Annotated in this window: 15 protein-coding genes and 3 tRNA genes; 2 read left to right on the forward strand and 16 right to left on the reverse strand. The window is 50.8% G+C overall.

Annotation, left to right across the window (positions count from 1 at the left end; genetic code table 11):
* Positions 1-38: 38 nt before the first annotated feature.
* From nsrR to nnr, 12 genes are all read right to left on the reverse strand, one after another.
* The gene (gene nsrR, locus LVQ77_RS13625; protein ID WP_034461180.1) at positions 39-464 is read right to left on the reverse strand and encodes a nitric oxide-sensing transcriptional repressor NsrR; all 426 of its coding nucleotides are present in this window, start codon (positions 462-464) and stop codon (positions 39-41) included.
* A gap of 285 nt (positions 465-749) precedes the next feature.
* Entirely contained in the window at positions 750-2,048 is a 1,299-nt protein-coding gene (locus tag LVQ77_RS13630; protein WP_034492792.1) for an adenylosuccinate synthase, read from the reverse strand.
* Between the two features lie 102 nt (positions 2,049-2,150).
* Entirely contained in the window at positions 2,151-2,348 is a 198-nt protein-coding gene (locus tag LVQ77_RS13635; RefSeq protein WP_034461177.1) for a DUF2065 domain-containing protein, read from the reverse strand.
* 66 nt (positions 2,349-2,414) lie between these two features.
* Positions 2,415-3,419: a protease modulator HflC gene (hflC, locus tag LVQ77_RS13640; RefSeq protein WP_034461175.1), complete on the reverse strand. Its 1,005-nt coding sequence runs from the start codon at positions 3,417-3,419 to the stop codon at positions 2,415-2,417.
* 2 nt (positions 3,420-3,421) lie between these two features.
* Complete coding sequence (gene hflK / locus LVQ77_RS13645) at positions 3,422-4,684, reverse strand: FtsH protease activity modulator HflK (protein WP_134186262.1); 1,263 nt, start codon at positions 4,682-4,684, stop codon at positions 3,422-3,424.
* A gap of 74 nt (positions 4,685-4,758) precedes the next feature.
* On the reverse strand, positions 4,759-6,039 hold the full coding sequence (gene hflX / locus LVQ77_RS13650) for a ribosome rescue GTPase HflX (protein WP_232904675.1): 1,281 nt from the start codon (positions 6,037-6,039) through the stop codon (positions 4,759-4,761).
* Between the two features lie 76 nt (positions 6,040-6,115).
* The gene (hfq, locus tag LVQ77_RS13655) at positions 6,116-6,424 is read right to left on the reverse strand and encodes an RNA chaperone Hfq (protein ID WP_151994108.1); all 309 of its coding nucleotides are present in this window, start codon (positions 6,422-6,424) and stop codon (positions 6,116-6,118) included.
* A 102-nt stretch (positions 6,425-6,526) separates the two neighbouring features.
* Positions 6,527-7,474, reverse strand: coding sequence for a tRNA (adenosine(37)-N6)-dimethylallyltransferase MiaA (gene miaA / locus LVQ77_RS13660; protein ID WP_154151998.1), 948 nt, complete (start codon positions 7,472-7,474; stop codon positions 6,527-6,529).
* A complete protein-coding gene (mutL, locus tag LVQ77_RS13665) occupies positions 7,467-9,353 on the reverse strand; it encodes a DNA mismatch repair endonuclease MutL (protein WP_232904676.1) in 1,887 nt (628 codons plus the stop codon). Before mutL ends, miaA begins: the two co-directional genes overlap by 8 nt.
* 9 nt (positions 9,354-9,362) lie before the next feature.
* Positions 9,363-10,694: an N-acetylmuramoyl-L-alanine amidase AmiB gene (gene amiB / locus LVQ77_RS13670; protein ID WP_232904677.1), complete on the reverse strand. Its 1,332-nt coding sequence runs from the start codon at positions 10,692-10,694 to the stop codon at positions 9,363-9,365.
* 13 nt (positions 10,695-10,707) lie between these two features.
* On the reverse strand, positions 10,708-11,169 hold the full coding sequence (gene tsaE / locus LVQ77_RS13675; protein ID WP_034461161.1) for a tRNA (adenosine(37)-N6)-threonylcarbamoyltransferase complex ATPase subunit type 1 TsaE: 462 nt from the start codon (positions 11,167-11,169) through the stop codon (positions 10,708-10,710).
* Positions 11,162-12,688, reverse strand: coding sequence for a bifunctional ADP-dependent NAD(P)H-hydrate dehydratase/NAD(P)H-hydrate epimerase (nnr, locus tag LVQ77_RS13680; protein WP_232904678.1), 1,527 nt, complete (start codon positions 12,686-12,688; stop codon positions 11,162-11,164). Before nnr ends, tsaE begins: the two co-directional genes overlap by 8 nt.
* Between nnr and queG the strand changes: the two genes are divergently transcribed.
* Positions 12,687-13,826 carry a tRNA epoxyqueuosine(34) reductase QueG gene (gene queG / locus LVQ77_RS13685; RefSeq protein WP_232865696.1) on the forward strand — a complete coding sequence of 380 codons (1,140 nt, stop codon included), beginning with the start codon at positions 12,687-12,689 and terminating at the stop codon, positions 13,824-13,826. The genes nnr and queG overlap by 2 nt on opposite strands.
* A gap of 270 nt (positions 13,827-14,096) precedes the next feature.
* On the opposite strand, the gene LVQ77_RS13690 is transcribed toward queG, so the two are convergent.
* From LVQ77_RS13690 to orn, 4 genes are all read right to left on the reverse strand, one after another.
* Positions 14,097-14,172 (reverse strand) — tRNA-Gly (locus LVQ77_RS13690).
* 37 nt (positions 14,173-14,209) lie between these two features.
* A tRNA-Gly gene (locus LVQ77_RS13695) sits at positions 14,210-14,285 on the reverse strand.
* A gap of 67 nt (positions 14,286-14,352) precedes the next feature.
* Positions 14,353-14,428: transfer RNA gene (locus LVQ77_RS13700), tRNA-Gly, on the reverse strand.
* 216 nt (positions 14,429-14,644) lie between these two features.
* Positions 14,645-15,190 (reverse strand): oligoribonuclease, encoded by a 546-nt coding sequence (orn, locus tag LVQ77_RS13705; protein WP_034461152.1) that lies wholly within the window; start codon positions 15,188-15,190, stop codon positions 14,645-14,647.
* Between the two features lie 113 nt (positions 15,191-15,303).
* Between orn and rsgA the strand changes: the two genes are divergently transcribed.
* The gene (gene rsgA, locus LVQ77_RS13710) at positions 15,304-16,359 is read left to right on the forward strand and encodes a small ribosomal subunit biogenesis GTPase RsgA (protein WP_232865697.1); all 1,056 of its coding nucleotides are present in this window, start codon (positions 15,304-15,306) and stop codon (positions 16,357-16,359) included.
* The last annotated feature ends 54 nt before the right edge of the window (positions 16,360-16,413 follow it).

The raw sequence follows: 16,413 nt of genomic DNA on the forward strand, positions 1-16,413 counted from the left end.
GCGGTTCCTCCGTTGTCATTTGCTGAGGAAATCGTGATTTATTCCACCAGCAATAATTTGTAGAGCGGTTGGTTTTGGTCCACCAAATCGGCCAGCGTGTGCTTATCCAGCTCTGTTAGAAAGCTTTGCACCGCCTGAGCCAGTGCCTGTTTGAGGCGACATGCGGGGGTAATATGACAAAACTCACTGCTACAGTTCACCAAAGATAGCGGTTCCAGCTCGCGCACCACATCACCCACACGAATTGTTTGCGCAGGCTTGCCGAGGCGAATACCACCGTTTTTGCCGCGCACTGCCGTCACATAGCCAGCGCGACTGAGTTGATTGATGATTTTCACCATGTGGTTACGTGATACTCCGTACACTTCTGTTACCTCAGAAATGCTCGTCATTTTGCCTTCTGGCAAAGACGCCATATAAATCAAAGCACGTAAACCGTAATCAGTAAAACTCGTTAACTGCACATCAACCTCTAGGGTGGGAGGGGAAACGCTTAATAGCTGTAAATACTATACCCTAAATAATTCGGGTTGCAGCCAGGCGGCCAGCTCAAGAATCCCCGAGAGCTTACTTAAGTAAGTGACTGGGGTGAGTGAGTGCAGCCAACGCCGCTGCAACATGAAGTATGACGGGTATAGATTGATGATAAACCAGCCATAAGGTTGCCAGCTAATTTATTTAATAGGGGAAGGTAGATAAAACGGCAGGATAAAACAGTTGGGGTGCGCTAAGCACACCCCATCACATCATTATGCGTCGAACGGATCACGCAGAATCATGGTTTCAGAACGGTCTGGACCGGTAGAAATAATGTCTACTGGTACTTCAGTCAGTTCTTCAATGCGCTTGATGTAGTCCAGCGCTGCTTGCGGCAAACCACTACGCTCTTTCACGCCGAAGGTCGTTTCGGACCAGCCAGGCATGGTTTCGTAGATTGGCTCGATACCTTCCCAATCGTCAGCAGCCATTGGAGTGGTAGTCACTTCACGGCCATCTGGCAGACGGTAGCCTACGCACAGTTTAACTTCTTTCAAGCCGTCCAGTACGTCCAGCTTGGTCAGGCAGAAACCTGACAGGGAGTTGATCTGCACTGCACGACGCACAGCAACGATATCCAACCAACCTGTACGACGACGACGACCAGTAGTCGCACCGAACTCGTTACCTTGTTTGCACAGGAACTCGCCGATATCATCAAACAGTTCAGTTGGGAACGGACCTGCGCCAACGCGAGTAGAGTACGCTTTGATAATACCCAGAACGTAATCAACATAACGTGGACCAATGCCGGAACCTGTTGCCACGCCACCCGCGGTGGTGTTGGAAGAGGTCACGTACGGATAGGTACCGTGGTCGATGTCCAGCAGTGTGCCTTGAGCACCTTCGAACATGATGAAGTCGCCGCGCTTACGTGCCTGATCCAACAGATCGGAGACATCAACTACCATGCTGGTCAGAATGTCAGCAACAGCCATGACATCGTCCAGAACTTTCTGGTAATCAACCGCTTCAACTTTATAGAAGTTAACCAGTTGGAAGTTGTGGTATTCCAGAACTTCTTTCAGTTTGTCGGCAAAGGTAGCTTTGTCGAACAGGTCGCCAACGCGCAGGCCACGACGGGCCACTTTGTCTTCATACGCAGGACCGATGCCACGACCGGTAGTACCGATAGCTTTAGCACCGCGCGCTTTCTCACGAGCCACATCCAGCGCTACGTGATAATCAAGGATCAGCGGACATGCTTCAGATAACAGCAGGCGCTCACGTACCGGAATCCCACGGTCTTCCAGCTCTTTCATCTCTTTCATCAGTGCAGCAGGAGACAGCACAACGCCATTACCGATGATGCTGGTAACGTTATCACGCAGAATACCTGATGGAATAAGATGAAGAACGGTTTTTTCACCGTTGATTACGAGAGTATGGCCTGCGTTGTGACCGCCCTGGTAGCGCACAACATATTTAGCCCGTTCAGTCAGAAGATCTACGATCTTTCCTTTACCTTCGTCACCCCATTGGGTGCCCAGTACGACGACGTTGTTACCCATTTTTCAAAATCACCGTTTGCTTAAAAAAGGATTCTACCATCGGTTTCCCCGATGATCAGCCCTTTTAGTATACAAAATGGTAATCAGCCACCTCAACGTGGCTTAACCACCGCTTCGACTCAACATGTAGTAGACAACGACACCTGCAACCACTAGTCCGCCGCCAAAACGACGCAGCGTGTTATCGGGTAATTGGATTAAAGCGGCTATCATACGACGCCACATACGCGGATAAAGCATTGGTCCGAGTCCTTCGAGCACTAATACCAGTGCTAATGCCATCCAGATTGTCGAATTCATAATTTCCTCTAACACCCATAAAAAAAGAGCCGGTCAGACCGGCTCTTGATAGATAACTTGCGAATATTAACGTGAACTGTTCGCTGGTGTTTTCATGTAGCGGAAGAAATCGCTATCCGGGCTTAACACCATAACGTCCTGACCAGAATTGAAGCTCGCCTCGTAAGCACGCAGGCTACGAATGAAGGCATAGAAATCTGGATCCTGGCTGAATGCGTCAGCAAACAGTTTGGCAGCTTCTGCATCACCTTCACCACGGCTGATTCGGCCCATACGCTCGGCTTCTGCCAGAGTACGAGTCACTTCGTAGTCGGCGGTAGCGCGCAGCTTCTCAGCTTCTTCCTGACCTTGTGAACGGTGGCGACGAGCAACCGCTTCACGCTCTGCGCGCATACGGTTGTAGATAGCCTCAGACACTTCAGCTGGCAGGTTGATCTGCTTGATACGCACATCGACCACTTCAATACCCAGCGCTGCCATACTGTTCGGGTTAACCACTGGCACTTTACCTTTGGTTTCCGCCGTTACACGCGCAGCTGCTGAGGCAATCGCATCATCCGCAGCAGGTGTTGACACTTCATCGTCAGTACCTGCAGAACCTGAGTTCAGCGCATCACGCACGTCCAGAGTCAAACGACCGCGAGAATCGGTCACGATGTCTTTCACATCAAGACGACCAATTTCAGAACGCAGACGGTCACTGAACTTACGTTTTAACAGCACTTCAGCTTGAGAAACGTCACCACCACCGGTTGCCAGGTAGTAGCGGCTGAAATCACTGATACGCCATTTGATATAGGAATCAACGATCAGGTCTTTCTTCTCTTTGGTTACAAAGCGATCGGCTTGGTTATCCATAGTCTGAATACGTGCATCAAGGGTTTTAACCGACTCGATAAACGGTACTTTGAAATGCAGACCTGGCTCGTAGACCACCGGCTTGTTTTCGTCATCACGCAACACTTTACCGAAGCGTAACGTAATTCCGCGCTCACCTTCCTGTACCACGAAGACCGAGGTAAACAGCACTACCAGCACGATGATAATTAAAGCAATGACTGACTTACGCATCGTTATTCACTCCCTACGCGCTGGTTATCAGTGCGCTGTGCGTCGGCACGGCGCTGATCCATGATATCGCCCCGGCTTGACGAGGACGGTGTGCTGGCGCTGCCGCTGCTTGAGCTGGATGCAGGTGGCAGACGCAACAAGCTGTTCGCACCACTAGTATCGCTCTTCGCCGCAGGCTGTGAACCACCTTTAAGCATCTGATCCAGAGGAAGAACCATCAGGTTACCGCCTTTGTCGTTAACCAGAACTTTACGGGTATGGCTAAGCACTTTTTCCATGGTTTCGATATACAGACGCTCACGGGTAATTTCCGGCGCAGCCTTGTATTCCGGCAACAATCTGGCAAAGCGAGCAACCTCACCCTGAGCTTCTAACACAGTCTGTGTTTTATAAGCGCGAGCTTCTTCGAGAATACGCTGCGCCTGACCGTTAGCACGCGGCTGAACTTCGTTGGTATACGCTTCTGCTTCACGGATGTATTGCTGTTCGTTTTCACGCGCAGAAATCGCATCATCAAATGCAGCCTTCACCTCTTCCGGCGGACGAGCAGCCTGGAAGTTGACGTCCAGCAGGGTAATACCCATGTTGTACGGGCGAATGGTTTCTTCCAGTTCGCGCTGAGTATCGTTACGAATAATGGTACGACCCTCAGTGAGGATCTTATCCATGGTGTATTTACCAATAACACCACGCAATGCACTGTCGGTTGCCTGACGCAGGCTATCGTCTGCGCTGGTTACGCTAAACAGATAACGACGCGGATCGGTAACACGGTACTGGACGTTCATCTCGACGCGAACGACGTTCTCATCGGAAGTCAGCATCACACCTGAAGCAGCCAATTCACGTACTGCCTCAACGTTTACCGCTCTGACACTATCAATGAATGTCGGTTTCCAGTTCAGACCCGGCTCAACCAAATGGCTGAATTGACCAAAACGAGTTACAACACCACGTTCAGCTTCTTTAATGGTGTAGAACCCAGTCGCTGCCCAAATAACAACAGCCACGGCGGCAACGATGCCAACCATGCGGCCACCAATATGAGGACGTGGAAGTTGCGAAGAACCACCACCAGAACCGGAACCGCCGCCTTTACCGCCGCCCAGACCACCAAGTTTCTTACTTAATTTTCGGAAGATATCATCCAGATCAGGTGGCCCCTGATCCCGCCCTCCTTTGTTACCCCCAGAGTCGCCGCCAGGTTTGCTGCTTCCCCACGGGTCGCGGTCCTGTCCGTTATTACCGGGCTGATTCCACGCCATGTTTATGCTCCATATTTGTTGTGCGGTGATATCCCCCGAAGGGGAAAAAGTCTTCAGGACATTCCCTTGACTGGCTAGACAATATAGTCAGCGAGTGCCGGTTCTTGTTTACAGAGGCGACGCCAGTCAACAATAGGCATACGAATTTGTAAGCCAACACTGCCGTCTTCCTCCATCCACTCTTTTTCTATTGCCTGAAGCTGATAAAACCGGCTCCGAAGTCGTCCAGCCTGGGGGGGTAAGCACAACGTATGCTGTGCAATTTCACCAGATAAACGCTCTGTCAAAGCCTGGAAAAGCAGTGGAATACCGTCTCCGGTCTGGGCAGAAAGCCAGACCCGAATCGGCATATTTTCATCATCTCTGTCGATACGTGGAACGAAATTATCCAACATATCTATCTTATTCATCACCAGGAGCGTTGGAATTTCATCAGCCTCAATCTCTTCGAGAACGGTATCTACCGCGGCAATGTTTTCCTCAATCCTCAGGTCGCTTGCATCAATAACATGTAATAACAGTGTCGCCTGACGAGTTTCCTGCAAGGTTGCCTTAAACGCCGCCACTAAATCATGTGGCAGGTGACGAATAAAACCTACTGTATCGGCCAGTATGGTTTCACCAACATCCGTAACGTTAATACGACGTAATGTTGGATCAAGTGTGGCAAACAACTTATCTGCAGCATAAACGCCAGCTGCAGTTATCTGATTAAACAGGGTAGATTTGCCGGCGTTGGTGTAGCCCACCAGAGATACGGTTGGGATATCAGCCTTGGCACGCGATCTTCGCCCTTGCTCACGCTGTTTTTCGACTCGTTCTAAGCGTCCAAGGATCTGCATAATCCGATTGCGTAGTAAACGGCGGTCGGTTTCAAGCTGAGTTTCCCCAGGGCCTCGAGAACCAATCCCCCCTCCCTGACGCTCAAGGTGGGTCCAGCCGCGCACAAGGCGAGTTGCCATGTGACGTAACTGAGCCAGTTCAACCTGCAACTTACCTTCATGGGTACGCGCACGTTGAGCAAAAATATCTAAAATCAGGCCGGTTCTGTCGACGACACGACATTCACACAGCGCTTCGAGGTTACGCTCCTGAGCTGGAGACAACGCATGATCAAATAAAACGACCGATGCCCCAGTGGCTTTCACTGCATCGGCAATTTCAATTGCCTTACCTTCACCAACAAAATACTTCGGGTGAGGAGCTTTACGGCTACCAGTAACCACCTGCAATGCTTCGACACCGGCTGAAGAGACCAGAGATTCAAATTCCTCTAGATCTTCCATGTCTTTGTCTTGCGAAAAATAGATGTGTACTAGTACCGCATGCTCACCGGCATCATAACGGTCAAACAAGCGTATAACCTCTCAAAAAGACCAGCGGGGAACCCATCATCCCTGGTTCCCCGTCTTGGAAAAACAACGTTATGCCTTATTCAGCTTCTTCGTTGTCTTGTTGTGGCGCAGAACCTTGCGCGCTGCCGCCATGGTGGTAGCTGCCAGAACCGCTAGTACCGGTGTTATTGCTGTGATGAGATACCGGACGTGACGGAACAACAGTTGAAATCGCGTGCTTATAGACCATCTGGCTGACCGTGTTTTTCAACAGGATCACAAACTGATCAAAAGACTCAATCTGCCCTTGCAGCTTAATACCATTCACCAAATAAATAGAAACTGGAACACGTTCGCGACGCAGTGCGTTCAAGAACGGATCTTGTAATGATTGCCCCTTAGCCATTCTATCTTTTCCTTATATGCTTGTTGTTTGTAACTCAAGAACCCTGAGGCTCTGAAAAACTGCGTAAGATACTGCGCACCATAACGATTCAATTGTACACATTCATTGGTGCTTCGCACTAACAACCTGTACTACATCGTTATAAGATTGAGACGGATTCTCACTGTCTAGCCAGTGAACACCTTCCCAACCTCTTAACCAGGTCATTTGGCGCTTAGCCAATTGTCTCGTCGCGCAAATACCACGATAAACCATTTCATCATGCGGAATTTCACCTGCCAGATAAGACCACATCTGCCGGTAACCCACACAACGAATGGAAGGCATGTCCGTATGCAAATCACCACGGGCAAAAAGAGCCCGTACTTCAGCTTCAAATCCAGAAGCTAACATCTGATGAAAACGCTGCTCAATTCGTTGATGGAGCAGTTCACGGCTCGCCGGGGCGATGGCGAACTGATGCACCTGGTAAGGCAGAGCTTCTCCTGACGTTTTCGTCAGTTCCGTTAAAGTTTTACCCGAAATGAAAAAAACTTCCAGTGCGCGGGAAAGCCTTTGTGGATCATTTGGATGAATACGTGCAGCGGCGACAGGATCAACCTGTGCTAACTCACGATGCAACGCCTCCCATCCTTGCTCTGCAGCCTGTTTTTCTATCCGATCCCGAACTTCCGGATCGGCAGATGGCAACGGTGACAAACCTTCTAACAATGCCTTGAAGTAGAGCATCGTTCCCCCAACTAACAAGGGGATACGCCCGGCTGCGGTAATGTCTGCCATTTCAGCCAACGCATCGCGCCGGAAATCTGCGGCTGAATAAGCCTGTGCCGGGTCGAGAATGTCGAGTAACCGATGCGGAGCCTGAGCCAGTTCTTCGGCAGTAGGCTTCGCTGTACCAATATCCATTCCTTGATAGATAAGGGCCGAATCGACGCTTATCAACTCTACCGGCAACGTTTTACGCAAATTAATGGCCAACGCTGTCTTACCTGAGGCCGTCGGCCCCATCAAAAAAATTGCCTGTGGCAGGTTTTGCTTAACTTCAGTCATGTTTCAGGGCGTTCATCGCCAATTGTAAATCAACAGGTTGTAACAAACCGCCAGGTGGTGATTTCACCAGCTGCGGACAAAGGCGCTCTACATCAGCCAGCAAGGCAATTGCCTGTGCCAGATTCCATTGTTCATGAAAGCCGTCCATTTGACGAGCAAACCATTGAGCAATCTGTGTTGCGTTAACCTCTGTCTGTTGCGCCAGGTATCCTGGCAGTTCGTGAATCAAGATTTGTAAATTTTGTTTACGTAAAGGTAAAGGTACGGTGCGAATTGTTATCTGACGCGACTCTGCGACAAATTCGATGCCCATTTCCAATAAAAGCGACTGATATTTAACCAGAACGTCTTGTTCTTCTTTCGTCACTTTCAGGCGTACAGGGATCAGCAATGGTTGTGCCCGCGCACCTTCACTACCCGGTACTAACTGCGCCATTTTCAACCAGCGTTCAGCCACGGTTAATGAAAGCAGCATAATTTTGCCGTCGCGTTCCAGTAATGCCATGTCCGGTGCAAGCACCGTCAGTACACGGCCAAAACTTTGTGCGTGGGCGTCTAACGCTTCGTCGGTTTCAGGTTCAGCGGCACGATTTTTTGGCGCTGGGGAAGCTTGCGTATTCAGAAGCTCGCGATACAGCGCCCCTTCTTTCTTCTGGAAACCCGGTGCCGCATGAGGCCATAAAGGTGTGTTTTTGCTGGCACTCCCGCCGCTATATTCACCACCATTTGGCGAAGAACTGCGAGGCGATGATTCGCGAACAACAGAAGAAGTGGGTGCAGGTGTTGAAAACTGGTTACGTCCAGATGCAACGCGGTTTTCCGGCTGCCAACTCTGTTGCGGTTCTTCGGCTGTCTCTTCCAGTGGCAAACGGTTTTCTGTCTGCTGTTGCAGCACGCTCAATACACCCTGGTAGATAAAATCATGCACCAGGCGAGACTGATGGAACCGCACTTCGTGTTTGGCAGGATGCACATTCACATCCACCTGATGCGGATCAATCTCCAGATAGAGTACAAATGCAGGCTGCTGATCGGCTCCGAGCTTATCTTCACACGCCTGGCGAATGGCGTGATTTATCAAGCGGTCACGCATCATGCGGCCATTGACATAACAATATTGAATCTCTGCCAGCGCGGAAGTCGTGCCCGTTGGCTCCGCCACCCAGCCACGTAATGCCAGGTCGCCATGTTGCCATTCAATCGCCAGCGCTTGTTCGAGGAACGGCGTGCCGCAAATCGAACCCAGGCGACGTTCACGCGGTGCACCTTCTGCTACCGCACGATACTGGCGAATCACTTTGCCGTTATGCGTCAGGTTTATCGACACGTCAAAACGCGCCAGCGCAATACGCCTGACAATCTCATCAATATGGTTGAATTCGGTTTTTTCAGTGCGCATGAATTTGCGCCGGGCAGGTGTGTTGTAAAACAGATCCAACACTTCAAGCGTGGTTCCGACTGGATGCGCTGCAGGCTTCACCGTCACATCTTGTTCACGGCCTTCGGCATAGGCCTGCCACGCCTCACTTTGATCGGCAGTACGTGACGTTAACGTCAGACGGGCAACCGAGCTGATACTGGCTAACGCTTCGCCACGAAAACCAAGGCTGATAATCGCCTCAAGGTCATCAAGTGAAGCAATTTTACTGGTGGCATGGCGAGCCAACGCAAGCGCCAGCTCGTCTTTTTTGATACCGCAGCCGTTGTCACGAATACGAATAAGCCTGGCGCCACCGCGTTCGATATCAATATCAATACGAGTAGCGCCAGCATCCAGACTGTTCTCAACCAGCTCCTTCACCACCGATGCGGGGCGCTCTACCACTTCGCCAGCAGCAATCTGGTTGGCAAGTTGCGGCGGCAGAACCTGAATCGGCATGAAATTTCCTTATTGAGTAATCGCGACCTGATCGAGACCCGCACCTTGCGAACGTGCGGTTTGCCCCGGGCCAGGTGCTGATTGTAACGGATGCGTCTGGAAATAGTCCCTCAACCCTTGATAAATGGCCTGGGCAATTTTTTGCTGATAATCATCGCTATCAAGCAGGCGCTCTTCCGAGTTGTTACTGATAAACCCGGTTTCCACTAGCACAGAAGGGATATCTGGTGAGCGCAATACGCCAAGGCTTGCATGCTCAGGGCGACGCTTGTGTAACGCGCCGACACGTTGCATTTGAGCCAGCACTTTTGTCGCCACATCATACCCGACACGCTGGGAATGGCCGAACTGCAAATCCAGTACCGCCTGGCTCAGATACGGGTCAGCCTGGCTATTGGCCAGTACATCGCCCGCACCACCCAGCAACTCGGATTGCTTCTCGTGCTGTTCGAGCCAGCCCGCCATTTCGCTATTTGCACGGCGGTTTGACAGCACCCAGACGGATGCCCCGGTCGCATCGCGGTTAGGCGCAGCATCAGCATGAATGGAAACCAGAATATTGGCGTTCTGTTTACGCGCGACATCCGAGCGGCCCATCACCGAAATGAAATAGTCGCCATCGCGGGTCAGCACGCCTTTAAACATCGGGTCGTCATTGAGCAAGGAACGCAGTTTACGGGCAATAGAAATAGTGACGTTTTTCTCTTTCGTCCCACCCGGACCAATCGCACCCGGGTCTTGTCCACCATGCCCAGCATCAATCGCCACAACCACGGTATCGGATTGAGTTGTGGTGCGTTGAGTTCGCGCAGGATGCATCGCCGTATTCGAACTGATTGCGCCAGTAACGGTTTGCGGGTTAAACGGATTTTTTGCCGGTTCTGACGGTCGGGTAACTACCGGGGCTTCCACGCGTTTGGCAACAACCGGTGGTGGAGGTGGCGGTGGTGGCACATCGGCGTTAATGGTAAACACAACTGTGTAATTCGCACCATTTTGCTGTTTCACAGCGCGAGTTTTGCCAGGCTCAGTGAGATCAACCACCAGGCGTAAGGAATCGCTATCTTTCGGTTGCCCTGAACGAATGCTTTTCACCAGGTTATTTCCACTGAACAACAGAGGTAAACCGCGAATCACACCGGTTTGTTTGATATCCAGAGCAACGCTTTTCTTATCATCCTGAGAAAAGGCATACTCAGGATCACCAATAAAACTAAAGGTGATCCGCGCCTGAGAATCGCCGTTCGATACCTGAATATCCGCTAAACTCGCGGCACCAGACTGTGCCGTAAGCAACAGTAAGCACGCCGCCATCAACCAACTTTTCACGCGAAAGATCATCCCATCATCCTTGTTATTTGGCAAACCGCGCCAGTAACGACTCACCAGATGAGGAAACTGCTTTCAGGCACGCCTCGCGCCCTTCGGCCTGGTAACTTAGGTGGATTTCGACATCCGGTTCTGGAAGCACACCCTGACCTTTTTGCGGCCATTCCACCAGACTGATGGCGTCATTGGTGAAATAGTCACGAATTCCCATAAATTCGAGTTCTTCTGGATCGGCAAGACGATAGAGATCGAAGTGATACACCATCAAATCGCCGAGTTCATACGGTTCAACCAACGTATAAGTTGGGCTTTTAACATTGCCTTTATGGCCCAACGCTTGCACAAAACCACGGCTGAATGTCGTCTTGCCCGCACCCAGGTCACCATACAGATGAATCACTGTGGCACCAATACAGGCTTTTGCCAGACGCGCACCCAATTCTAAGGTCGCAGTTTCATCAGGTAATGCGATAACTCGATTAATCATTTTCTTTGCTATTCAAATCCGGGTTAACAAAAGGGTACATCGTCGAGAATAAGTCGCTTGCTAACATGCCACGTGTACCGAAGCGCTGAGCCAGCACATCAGCAGCAGCGCCATGTACAACACATCCGGCACATGCCGCATCATACGGGGTTAACTTCTGTGCCAGCAATGCTCCGATGATCCCGGATAGCACATCCCCCATACCGCCACTTCCCATCCCGGCATTTCCCACATCAATGAGTGAGCATTCGCCGTTTTGGCTGGCAACAACCGTACCGGCACCTTTTAAGACCACAATTCCGCCATAACGTTTTACAAGACGGTCTGCGGAAAGTAAGCGGTCACTCTCAACTTGTGATACGGCGCAATTTAACAGCCGTGCAGCTTCACCAGGATGCGGCGTAATCACGCGATTCTGACGTTTATCGGGATTGATTGCCAGAAGGTTAAGCGCATCTGCATCCCACAGCATCGGTTTACGGCTGTTCTCTACTTTTTCCAGGGCTTTTTTGCCCCATTCTTGCTGCCCTAATCCTGGGCCGATAACAATCACATCCGCCCATTCCAGACATTCATCAAGTGAATTTGACGTGAGCTCCTGAACCATCAGTTCAGGTCGGGCGGTAATAAGCGGTGCAATGTTTTCTGAACGAGTCAAAACCTTGACCAACCCCGCTCCAGCGCGTAGCGCAGCCTCGCCAGTCATGCGAATGGCACCCGCAGTCCCATGGTTGCCACCTATAATCACCAAACGCCCGTTCGTACCTTTGTGTGAGGTAGGCTTGCGTGGCGGCAACCAGCCAGCTAACTGCGCACTGTCCACGCGAGTTATCGGCGCAGTCTGCCCATTCAGCCAGGCTTCAAGACCTAAAGCATGAAAATGCAGTTTGCCCACGACATCGCGAGCTTTTCCGGTCAGAAGACCGGGTTTAAGGGCGATAAAGGTGATGGTGTGGGAAGCGTTGATCACCGCGCCAGGCGTTGCACCGGTTTCTGCAAGCAAGCCGGAAGGGATATCCAGCGCGACGACAGGTGCCGCATGCTGATTGCACTTTTCTATCAGCTGCGCGGCAACATCTCGGGGAGCACTGTTAAGTCCGGTGCCAAATACGCCGTCAATCACAAGATCGATATCGTCTGCCCAGACATGTTCTGGCGCATGAATCACACCTGCTGCATCCAGCCAGGCATCACGTGCGTAAGCGGCTTCTTCAGGCAAAGGCTTGTCGCTTTCAATCGCCAGTAAAGTGATGCGAATACCGGCAGCCTGCGCAAGCCGCGCGACGACATAACCATCGCCGCCGTTGTTGCCATGCCCACATACAACAAGCCAGTGTTGGGTTAGTGGATAGAGTTCGCGGGCAAGATTAAATGCTGCAGCCCCTGCCCGCTGCATCAATTCGTATAGCGTTAACCCTAAGTAATCCGCAGCCTGTTTCTCTGCGGTGCGCAGCCAGTCTGCGGACCAGACTGAGTGTGGTATACTTTTGGCGGTTATTTTTAGGCTCAGGTCCGTCATGTCACAGCCCCTCGATCTCAATCAATTAGCGCAAAATATCAAGCAGTGGGGTATCGAACTCGGTTTCCAACAAGTTGGCATAACCGATACCGATCTCTCTGCCAGCGAGCCTGCGCTCCAAATGTGGCTGGATAAACAATATCATGGCGAGATGGATTGGATGGCCCGTCATGGAATGATGCGTGCCCGACCACACGAATTGCTGCCGGGCACTTTGCGCGTGATCAGCGTGCGGATGAACTATCTCCCCGCAAATGCGGCTTTTGCTTCCACGCTCAAAAACCCCAAAATTGGTTACATCAGCCGCTACGCCCTTGGCCGTGACTACCACAAACTGCTACGTAATCGGCTCAAAAAGCTGGGCGAAATAATCCAGTCCCATTGTTCCACGCTGAATTTTAGACCTTTTGTGGATTCAGCGCCGATTCTTGAACGCCCATTGGCTGAAAAAGCCGGGCTTGGCTGGACAGGTAAGCACTCACTAATCCTCAACCAGGAAGCAGGTTCGTTCTTTTTCCTGGGCGAACTGTTAGTCGATATTCCGCTGCCAATTGATAAACCCATTGAGGAAAAGTGTGGGCGGTGTGTGGCCTGCATGACCATCTGCCCGACTGGCGCGATTGTAGAACCCTACACTGTTGACGCCCGCCGTTGTATTTCTTATCTCACTATCGAGCTTGAAGGCGCTATTCCGGAAGAGTTCAGGCCGCTTATCGGCAACCGAATCTACGGTTGCGACGACTGCCAGCTGATTTGCCCGTGGAACCGTTTCTCACAATTAACCACAGAAGACGACTTTAGCCCGCGCACCAAGTTGCATGCGCCGGAGCTGGCTGAGTTGTTCACCTGGAGTGAAGAATATTTCCTGCGCGTGACAGAAGGTTCGGCGATTCGTCGAATTGGCCATTTACGTTGGCTGCGAAATATTGCGGTGGCATTGGGAAATGCACCGTGGGATGAGGCGATTCTGGAAACGTTGCAACAACGGAAAGGTGAGCACCCACTTCTTGATGAGCACATTGATTGGGCGATTGCGCAACAATTAATCAAGCGAAGCGAGGACGCTACAGAAGTCCAGCTCCCGCAGAAACAGCGCCTGGTCCGTGTGATTGAAAAGGGGTTAAAACGTGATGCGTGACATGTCCACAGGATGTGAATAAAAATTTGAACGCCTTGTCCTGCAAACGAAAAAAAAACTGCAAGCGATCCGCTCAACATTCTCAAATATTAAAAAAATGATATTAATCAAATGGTTAAAATATTCTTATAAAATTTAAGAAATAATTAGCGATCTAAGTGAATAGACGAAGGCTGTGGATAAGTCTGTTTACAAGAATTTATCGCGAACGTAAAAACCACCACCGACGCTGGTTAGCGTTGTGGATAATTTGTACTGGATATTAGAATTTGGAGCGGGAAACGAGACTCGAACTCGCGACCCCGACCTTGGCAAGGTCGTGCTCTACCAACTGAGCTATTCCCGCTTGGGTGGTGCGTGGCTTATAAAAGCCAATCAAATTTTGGAGCGGGAAACGAGACTCGAACTCGCGACCCCGACCTTGGCAAGGTCGTGCTCTACCAACTGAGCTATTCCCGCATATTCTTCGTCTTTCAAGCTGCTGCTTAAAAGTCATCGAATTTGGTGGTACTGCTGTAATCAAATTTGGAGCGGGAAACGAGACTCGAACTCGCGACCCCGACCTTGGCAAGGTCGTGCTCTACCAACTGAGCTATTCCCGCTCTGTGTAACGCTGCAAATTCTGCATCGGTACGGGAGGCGCATTATACGAGAAATCGTTTTAGTCGCAAGCCTTCAAACGATTTTTTTTGCGTTTTTTGTTTGAATGCTGATTAATTCGACAAAATGATTATTTTCCCAGCGAATATCAGGCGAATCGTTCGATCCTGCCTTTTTTCGGGTTAGTGAAAAAAAACAGGACCGAGGCTAACAACTTCTTATAACTTGATAAAGTTCTCGCGGTAGAACGCAAGTTCCGCCACTGACTCACGGATATCATCCATCGCCTGATGGGTACCCTGCTTTTTGAAATCAGCCAAAATTTCAGGTTTCCAACGGCGTGCCAGCTCTTTCAGTGTGCTGACATCCAGATAACGATAATGGAAGTACTCCTCAAGCTCAGGCATGTACTTAAACAGGAAACGACGATCCTGGCCTATGCTGTTACCACAGATTGGAGAACTATTTGCGGGAACCCACTCCTTCAGGAACTCAAGTGTCGCCAGTTCAGCTGCACGGTCATCCATGGTGCTTGCTTTCACGCGCTCTACCAGCCCGCTGCCAGTATGGGTACGCACATTCCAGTCATCCATCAGCGCCAATTGTTCGTCAGACTGATGAACCGCAATCGTTGGCCCTTCGGCGAGGATATTCAAATTGGCATCGGTAACCAGAGTGGCAATTTCAATTATGCGATCCCGCTCGGGGTCCAGGCCGGTCATTTCTAAATCAATCCAAATCAGATTGTTTTCATTTCCACTCATGCTATTTTCCACCCTTCTTGTGCGTCGCCCACCCTTGTCGATGGGTTAACTCGTATAAAATAGTGTGTATCATAGAGGTTTTGCCCACCACGGGCGACCAGGAGCCAGTAAGATTGAGCAAAAATAAACTCTCCAAAGGACAGCAACGCCGGGTTTCAGCAAACCACCAGCGTCGGCTTAAACAGACTGTGGAGAAAGCCGATCCTGACGACTCTCAGTTTGGCGAACCGCGCGATGGTCGCGTAATCAGCCGTTTCGGCCAACATGCCGATGTTGAATCACCAGGTGGTGACATTCACCGCTGCAATATTCGCCGCACCATCCGTTCGCTGGTAACCGGCGACAATGTGGTCTGGCGCCCAGCCAAAGAAGCTGCGGCTGGCGTAACCATAAAAGGCATTGTTGATGCGGTGCACGAGCGCACAACTGTCCTGACACGCCCTGATTTCTATGACGGCGTAAAACCCATTGCCGCCAACATCGACCAAATCATTGTGGTTTCCGCCATTCTGCCCGAGCTGTCATTGAACATTATTGACCGTTATCTGGTGGCGTGCGAAACCCTCGAAGTAGAACCGTTGCTGGTGTTGAACAAAACCGACCTGCTCGACGAAGCTGGCCTGAAGTTCGTGAATGAGCAAATGGATATCTATCGCAAGATTGGTTATCGCGTGTTGATGGTTTCCAGCCATAAAGTAGAAGGCCTGAAAGAGCTTGAAGAAGCCCTGATTGGCCGCGTCAGTATTTTTGCCGGGCAATCCGGTGTGGGTAAATCGAGTCTGCTCAATAACCTGCTCGGGTTCAAAGAAGTCCAGATTCTGGTGAATGACGTTTCTGACAACTCAGGCTTAGGTCAGCACACCACCACGGCATCGCGCCTATACCATTTCCCGGGCGGCGGTGATGTTATCGACTCCCCAGGCGTGCGTGAGTTTGGTTTGTGGCACTTAGAGCCGGATCAAGTCACTCATGGGTTTACTGAATTCCACGACTATTTAGGTCGTTGCAAATACCGTGACTGTAGCCACACCAACGATCCAGGCTGCGCGCTGCGCGAAGCTGTTGAGCGTGGGGAAATCGCCGAAACGCGTTTCGAAAATTACCATCGCATACTGGAAAGTATGTCCGAGGTAAAATCGCGTAAAACCTTTTCCGATACTGACCGCTGACAATTAAGCTGGGCATCGCTAAAATCGCGCTCCTTTTTGTGTATGCCCGCTAAA

This window comes from Buttiauxella cochleicola (assembly GCF_021282435.1).
In the GTDB taxonomy this organism is placed as follows: domain Bacteria; phylum Pseudomonadota; class Gammaproteobacteria; order Enterobacterales; family Enterobacteriaceae; genus Buttiauxella; species Buttiauxella massiliensis.